Origin of the sequence: Histophilus somni, assembly GCF_014202395.1 — a bacterium.
In the GTDB taxonomy this organism is placed as follows: Bacteria; Pseudomonadota; Gammaproteobacteria; order Enterobacterales; family Pasteurellaceae; genus Histophilus; species Histophilus somni.
The window spans coordinates 102,944-111,269 of sequence record NZ_JACHGQ010000008.1; the positions used below are offsets into that span (position 1 = coordinate 102,944).

Below are 8,326 nucleotides of genomic sequence, written 5' to 3' on the forward strand. Positions count from 1 at the left end.
AATTGATCTGCACCTAAAAGTTGGACTAAACAACCAACGATTAGTGTGCAGATTTTTATGACAAAAGATAACCCATCTTTCAAATAGCAAGCCATCGTTGAGTTTTATTTATCAAAAAAGCAGTGAGTAATCACTGCTTTTTTATGGTCGTTTAACTAGGTTACCAAGCCCAGCCGATACCCACACCGCCACCGAAGTCGCCGACAGAGTTGCTATTTCCGTGTAATTTCAACAGAACCTTACCGTTATCACTCACACGAGAATAGCCTAAAGCGACCGCACTTTGACCTTTATACGTACCGGCAGAGACTGAAAGCACTGATTTCCCCGGAATCGAAATCGTAGGCAATGCCGCCGCCGCATTCGAACCGGCAATTCCTGCTCGAGATTCTTTACTAAACGCATCAAACCTATTTTCAAGCTGGTTGAATTTTTTGTCAGTATGTGTTTGTAAGGCATCGACATATCCTTTGTTAACCACGGCATTCGGTGAAGAGTTCGGCGTTAAATCCGGCACTCTGATTTCTCCTTTCACCCCGTCAATTTCAATACGTTGACCTTGCGGGTTGGTCAAGGTTAATCCGCTTGGCGTCAAAGTCGCACTGTGCTTACCGACAGTCAATCTCACGCCGTCTACCCCATATTGTGCCGATTTGCCGTCTTTATGGGTTACCCGTAATCCGTTGCCGTCAAGACGAGATTTATTCCCTTCTGCGCTTTCTTTGGTTTCAAAAGACGTCATGTTTTTCAACGTGTCGGACAGTTTGACTTCCAGTCCCGTCTCGGAGGCGTCCACTTTAATATTGCCCGCTGCCGTGGTCATACTGTTAAACTCCCCCTCGCCTTTGATGGTCAATTTCTCGCCTAAATTTTTATGGACAGGCACGCCGTCATTGCCCTCAAAATTTAAGCCCGCTTGTCCTAAAGCCTGCAAGTCTTGCAAGTTTGCCCCACGGTGAACATTGATTTTTTCATCGCCTGACAACAGTGCATTAATTTCACGATTGCTTTCTTTCAAGGCATTTTCATAACTTGATTTACTTGTTTTTAACGTATCTTTGGCTTTTTCAACCGCTTCTTTTGCTTCTTTCACGCGTTTTTCCGCTCCCGTAAACTTGTCCGTGAGTTCGCTTAATTTTTGTTTTTCACGCTTCAGATTATCTTTAACACGAGATTTTGCTTCTTTCTCAGCGTCTGTTTCCTCCGGCATATATTTCAATGCAGTTTCAAGGGCGTCTACCGCATCTTGTTGTGCTTCTTTAGAGAAACGTAAGGTATCAAGTTCTTCACCTTTTTTAAGCATATCACTCACTTTATCGGAAAGATCTTTCGCCTTATCTCGCACTACTTTATTAGCGTTATTGGTTTTATCTGCCGCCTCTTTTGATTTCACATCATCAATATCCAACCCGCTTGCCACGTTGCCCAGCACTACAGGTTTATCGGTTTCACCACCGGTATTGACCAGAGAAAGTTGCGGATTATCTACCACACTTTTATCTGATTTCACACTTCCATCGTTATTCACATCTCCGGCTTTATAGTATTTACCGTCGTTGGCTTTGACCAAACGTTCGCCTTTATCATCGGTAAACACCACCGTTCCCACCTCACCATTGCGTAAAGCGTTCGCTTTATCATTAGCATTTTTGCCGTTCAAGCCGTCTTTACCGGTTAAACCTTTCATCGCCATTGAATCCGCTTCCAGTCCCGATTTTCCGTCTTTACCGTCTGCAAAAACCATTTTCTTCGCTTTCGGCTCAGCGGAAGAATCCGAGTCATCAATAAACTTCGCTCCTGTCGCTTTCACCAATTGCGAACCGTTCACCGCATCCGTTGATTTATCGGTTAAATCCCCGTCTTTCACATTGGTGATTTTCATTGGACCTGTTTTTGGTTCCGCTTTTATTACTACATCGTCCTGTTTTACTGTAATTTTAACCTCTTGACCGTCTTTTTTATACTTGCCATCTTCAAACTTGGCGTCTTTAATTTCATCAGGTTTATAGAACTGACCGTCTTGTCCTTTGACGACTTTCTCTTCCCCTGCATAATAATCAAACGGTCTATTGGAATTTGCAGACGCTATTTTTTCGTCCAGTTTCTTATTGACTTCGCCAAATTTGGTGTCTACGTAGTTTTTATTGGCTGCCATATCGCCTGTTGATTTCTCATCAAGATCTTTTAAGCCCGTAATGGCTCCTGTGCCTTTCTCATCGTCTTTCGAAAACTCAAGGGTAGCAGTACCTTTACCGTTTTCATTTTTGACTTTCAAACTGACCGCACTTTTACCGTCTTTGCCATGGACAGTTAAACCGTCTTTGCCATAAACGGTATGGGTTTTGTCGCCATTAGTTGCGTCTCCATTAGTTGCGTCTTTATTACCCACGGTTAAACCGCTTTGATCAAGTTTAGCTTTATTGCCATCTTTAGCTTCGGTTTCAAAAGAGGTCATGTCTTTTAATTCTTTATTTAAATTAAATTTAACGACGCCTTTATCTTCAACAACTGCGGTGGTATTCGTACCATCTTTGAAGTTAAATCCGTCTGATAATTTGACCTTTTTAGCTTCTCCTGTTCCATTCGCTTTATAGCTTATTTCGACATTGGTTAAATCTTGTTTTACAGCATTTATGGCAGTATGCACTGCTTTTGAAGTAACTGCTCTTTCGTCGTTTTCAGAAACAGAGTCTGTTTTGTTTAAAGTTAATATTAATTTTGTACCATCTCCATTAACTTCTACTTTTGTTTTTATGTCTTTTTCCATTGAATCAGTTAAACCTGAGTTGGCTTGATTCTGCGATACTTTTGATTCTGAACTGTCTATAGTTAATAAGTGATCTAATTTAACTAAGTGTTCCCCATTTTCAGTTCCTTTAAATTTAATACCTCTTGCTTCTAAATAGCGTTTATTTACGGCATCATAAGGATTAGTTGGATCTGCTACAAATACTATTTTTCTTCTTTTTATTGCACTTCCTACTGATAATGCTCCCTCTACTCCTTGTGAACTATTCCCTAATACTATTGCATCTCTTATGGTTTCATCCATTTGTATATGAGATCCTAATAATATATTTTCATTTCCTTCAATATTATTATATGAACCTATAGATATATTCCTATTTCCAAATATTTTATTGTTCGAACCTATTACATAGGTTTGTTCTTTCATAATAGTATTACTTTCTCCTAATACAAAAGAATAATGACCTTCTACTTTATTTTCTTTACCTACAGATATTGAACTAAGACCTAATACATCAGAATCTTGTCCTATTGATATTGCACCTTGATTTTTTGCGAATGAATTATAACCCAATGCTATCGAACCCTCATTTTGCGATACCGCATTATGTCCTATAGAAATTGACCCTGTTCCTATTGCTTGTGTTTTTGCAGAATCAGAAAGTTTAACGGATTTATCCCCTGTGCCTTTCAGATAGTCGACTAAGGCTTTGGCTTGTACTAATTCGCTTGTACCCTCTGTTTCATCTTCTTTAAGATTGATTTTATCAATGCCGATATTAGAACCAAAAATCGCTTTATCTTTAACATTTGCACCATCTATTTCTAAATAATACTCTTCTAAATCCCCTACTAGAGTATCTCTTTGAGTATATTTTTTAAGCTCTTCCGCCACAGCTTTAGATGTTACAACTTTGTCACTATCTGGGTTAAAAGTCGTTTCTTTATTTAACGTTAACGTAAGTGCTTTTTCTGTAGCACTTGCTGTAGCCATTATATCTACACCAGTTCCATCACCTTTGATTGTGATAGTCTCTCCAAGTGCAACGTTGGCTGTACCGCTATTTCCTGAAAATGTTAATCCTTTACCAATAATCGCTTTAGCCACATCAGATAAGTCTTTTACGTTTATGGCATTATTTTGAATAGTATCTATAGACGTTCCAGTTAATACATTTTCAATATTATTAGTATTTGCAGTCGAATCTCCTAAACCACTTGCAACACCTGAAATTTTAACTTTATCACTGTCTGATTTTGTGAATGTTAATGTCGCTCCACTTTCAGGGCTTAACTCAATTTGCTTTTTACCATTACTTGTAATTTTAAGACTTCCAGCATCAGTTCCTGCAGTGATGGTCGCCTCATTCTCTTTTAATTCAAGTTTTGATTTATCATGAGCTAATTCTACAGTTGCTTTATCAGCATTAAGTGTCAATTTAGATTTACTGTCTTTACTACTAATTTCAGAAACGCCACTGAATTTATCTTCTGTTAATGTTACAGTTTTACCTGAATTTCCGGCTGTGAAAACGATAGATTTTCCACTTCCATTAGTTCCATTGTTTAATGAAATTTTCACATCGTCACCATTAGCAACTGATTTTATGCCGGTTAAAGCATCTTTTAATGTGATACTTACTGTTTGCTTATTCTTATCAACTTTAGTGTCAATATTTTTGCTATCTCCTGCAATTGTTAATTCATTATGCTCTTTATCTAATGTATATACTTCTTTATTATCCTTACTATTATCACCCTTAACCGTAAAATTAGCTGCGACTTTTTCTAATCTTTTGTCTAAATATTTTTTGTTGACAGCATAGTTATCATAAGTATTTTTCTTAGGATTAGCTGGCTCGTCTTCGGGAATATCATTTTCAATTAATACATTTTTAAAAGTAGGTGATTCTTTTATTCCTATTAATAATTGCTTACTATCTTTTAGATATGCTGTTTTAATATTATCAGGAACGTATCCTTCTTGAGTAGTAGTTGGTTTATCTACAGCTCCTGCTTTAATGATTAATTTATCACCTAAATAATGTGTCCCCTGTGCAGTTTCTTCTTCTCCGCTTCCAAAAATAAAGCCCTTATTAATTTGATCTATATTTGCATCTATTGCCGCTTTAAATGTTTTTGCTTCTTTTAGTATCTGTCCATTTTGTTCAGTTCCATTTTTAAATTTATTAAATTGTGATTTTTTAAATGTAAATTTACCGTTATCAACTTCCGCACCTAATACATTTGTTGCAAAGTTCTTTAATTGTAAAAAGTTAACAGCATGATTGTCATTCGTTGGTGCTTCAGTAATTGTTACACTCTTAAATTCAGGATCGTCTTTTAAGCCGATAGTGAATTTAGCAACGGAATTGTTTGTTTTGCCTTGTTCAAATTTCGTTTCTAAATTTTTACCGACATATTTTGTTTTACTGTTTGATTCAATATCTCCATTTACAATTTCAATCGTAGATCCTAAATAAAACGGTGTATCTTTATTTGGATGGTCAGGAGTACCATCACTAAACTTATACCCAGAGTTAATCGCTGCAATGGTTTCCGTTAAAGCAGCCTTAAAGGTATCTTGTGATCCCTTGTCTCCAGCTTCAACATAATTCACAGCAGTAAAATCATGTTTTTTAAATTTTGTTTGACTATCTTTTTGATATTCTAATCCCAATGCCTCTTTTGCACTATTTAACTGTGCTCCCGTAATCGCCTGATCGGAAGTCGCTGAAATTTCGCCATCAGCCAAATGTCCAAATTTTATTGTTTCCCCTATGTCAGCAGTTGTTTTTCCATCAGCAAATGTTTGAGTTTTTTCATCAAATCCTTTAGCACCAACGAAGACTTTGTTCTTGTCAATTTTGCCTAATTTTTTTAAAGGTTCGCCATTTCTTGTATCTACTCTATAAAATTCACCGTCATCTGATGCTTTCATTAATTTAACTATTTTGTTATTGTTATCCACTGTATAATAAACAACCAACCCCTCTTTTTTTACATATTCTAATGTTTTTAGCTGACCAACAGTCGCCACATCAGAATCCAACGCTCCCGGTGCAACATTTATTATTCTTCTAAGTCCCACTGCCTCTGTGTTTGTACCTTCGCTAACCTTCCAACCACCAACAGATATCACCCCATAAGAGGCATCATTTTTTATTTCGTAAGTTGAACCCGCAGCTTTATAAGCATCTAATTTAGAAGCTGGTTCTCCCGATAATTTAGGCGTAAATTTGTCGCTTGCATCTGCTTTGTTATCATAAAAATAATTAGTTGTTGATTTATATCCTAATGCAACAGAATTAGACAAATTGGCTTCAGCTTCATTACCTAATGCCAACGCACCTGTAGCATCTCTACCTACACCTGCTTCTATACCAAGTGCGATACCTTTTTCCGCTTGAGATTGTGCTTTATAACCGATAGCAACTGAATATTGTTTACCTGAATACGTATTATTCCCTAACGCAATTGAGGCTTGACCAATGGCACGTGTAAAACTCCCTATTGCAAAGGCATCTTTTTCTTTTGCAAATGAAAATCTTCCGATTGCAATCGCACTATCTTCCTTGGCGTAAGCATATCGTCCAATTGTTAGCGTATTGTCTCCTAATGCGACCGAATACGAACCTATCGCTATTCCACCTTGATTATATCCGAGTGAATCTCTTGATTGTTTCGCTTTTAATTCTTCCGTTCCCTCTTGTTTGGTCGTTTTAGGTTTGATTAATCTAGAATAAGTTTGTATATCTGCTGTATTTCCTTTTTCATATAATTCTTCAAAATCAAATTTTGCACCATATGAATTTTTACTATCCGTTAAAGTAAAGCCATTATTATTTTGAAGTCCATCATTATTGAAATTATCATCCATCTCTATATTTGCTAATGCATAATTTCCAATTGCCAATGAACCTCTACCGCCTGCATACGAATCGGAACCGTATACCATAGCACCATCATTAATTGCTTGTACATTAGTACCTACCCCAACCGTTCTATCTGCATACACATACGATTTGTTTCCAAGAACTAATGATTCTTTACCAAATGCGATTGTATCTGAACCAATTGCTGTTGAATAATCTTTAAAGGCAATGGCAAACGTTCCGATTGCAGTCGTATAATCACCGTATGCAATACTTCTTGCCCCAACCGCTATTGCATTTTTCCCCCTGGCCCATGTGTGAGTTTTTCTATTATCGTATTTAACTCCATTTAAATTTTTTTCTTTCTCTATTTTGTTTCTACTGTCCTTATCTAAATATTTTTCATAGGCGACATTTACTTTAGAATCATATTCTTGTTTTCGTAGATAATCGTCTTTCTTTTTTATTTTTTCAATTTCATCTCTTTCTGTAACTTTATCATATAAATGACCATTTTTTTTATAAAAAACCTCTTCACCATTATCATTTTTGATAAGATAATAACTACTCCATGTTTTACCATCATCTCTTACAAAATAATCTCCATTTAATACTAGAGCATTACCATCTTTTCCTACTAACTCCCCTTTGCCATTAACATATTCATTTTTTCCGACACCACTAATATCTAATAAAAATCTAAAATCAACTGCCGGATATTCCTCTGTATAGTTAAAATTTTGTGCATTATCTAGAAACAATCTAAAGATGTCTTTTGGTAGTTTTTTTTGTTTTGCATCTGCATTTCCGATACCGTCTGATCCAATCGCAATTGAAGAATCTCCCCAAGCAACTGTATCATTCCCTAATGATGTCGCCCCTGCTCCTCTCGCAAAGGTTCTATATCCAACCGCTGTTCCTTGTGCGTTAGCATTATCAATATTTTTATCTTTAGTGTTTTCTCCAACAATCGCTTTATATCCTATTGAGGTTGCACCAATTCCACCACCCACAGCACGAGAACCTATAATGACTGCATATTTGGCGTGTTGATTTTCAATACTAGATTCAGCACCTGCTTTATTTGATTTGTCTGCTAATAATATTAGTTCTTGATGCTTTTTTTTAATGTCTTCATTCGCTCCTTGATACCAAATACTTGTATTGTAGTTAGATTTACCGTATTCGCTGGATGTATTATTATCTATCCACACATCTACCCCATACGCTACACTCGACACCCCCGATATCGCCAACGCCAACGGCAGGACCTTAAACGCTCCTAACACACCGCCGAAAAACACACCGCACTTCGGCTTACTCTCCGAACTGCTCGCTATTTGGCGATTGCTTGCCAACTCGGAAACGGCTTTACATTGACCTGTTGTAATATCATATTTTGTTTTGAAGATTTTGTTCATATATCTATTCTCTTTAAAAATGGATTTTTAAATTAATGATTTCTTGCGTTAATTAATTGTTTAGTAAACTTTGTAGGAATTGGTTATAAACCTAAACAGGAAATGCCTTGCTTTTTAAGGCACAGCAGAAAAAGGCGAATGATATCTTCGCTAAGGGTTTTAAAAGGGTAGATTGGGGTATGACGAGAAGTTAAAAACTTTTTAAAATTTATTTTGCAAGGTTTATAAAAAGGCGTTAGCCTAGGCTGTAGGCTGTAGGCTGTAGGCTGTAGGCTGTAGGCT

General features: G+C 36.7%; 2 protein-coding genes. Both read right to left on the reverse strand.

Going from position 1 to position 8,326, the window contains the following annotated elements; translation table 11 throughout:
* Positions 1-160: 160 nt before the first annotated feature.
* The gene (locus HNR69_RS06865; RefSeq protein WP_183405658.1) at positions 161-8,044 is read right to left on the reverse strand and encodes a YadA-like family protein; all 7,884 of its coding nucleotides are present in this window, start codon (positions 8,042-8,044) and stop codon (positions 161-163) included.
* 83 nt (positions 8,045-8,127) lie between these two features.
* A partial coding sequence (locus HNR69_RS09515) for a hypothetical protein (RefSeq protein WP_221265086.1) occupies positions 8,128-8,326 on the reverse strand: 199 nt, incomplete at its 5' end.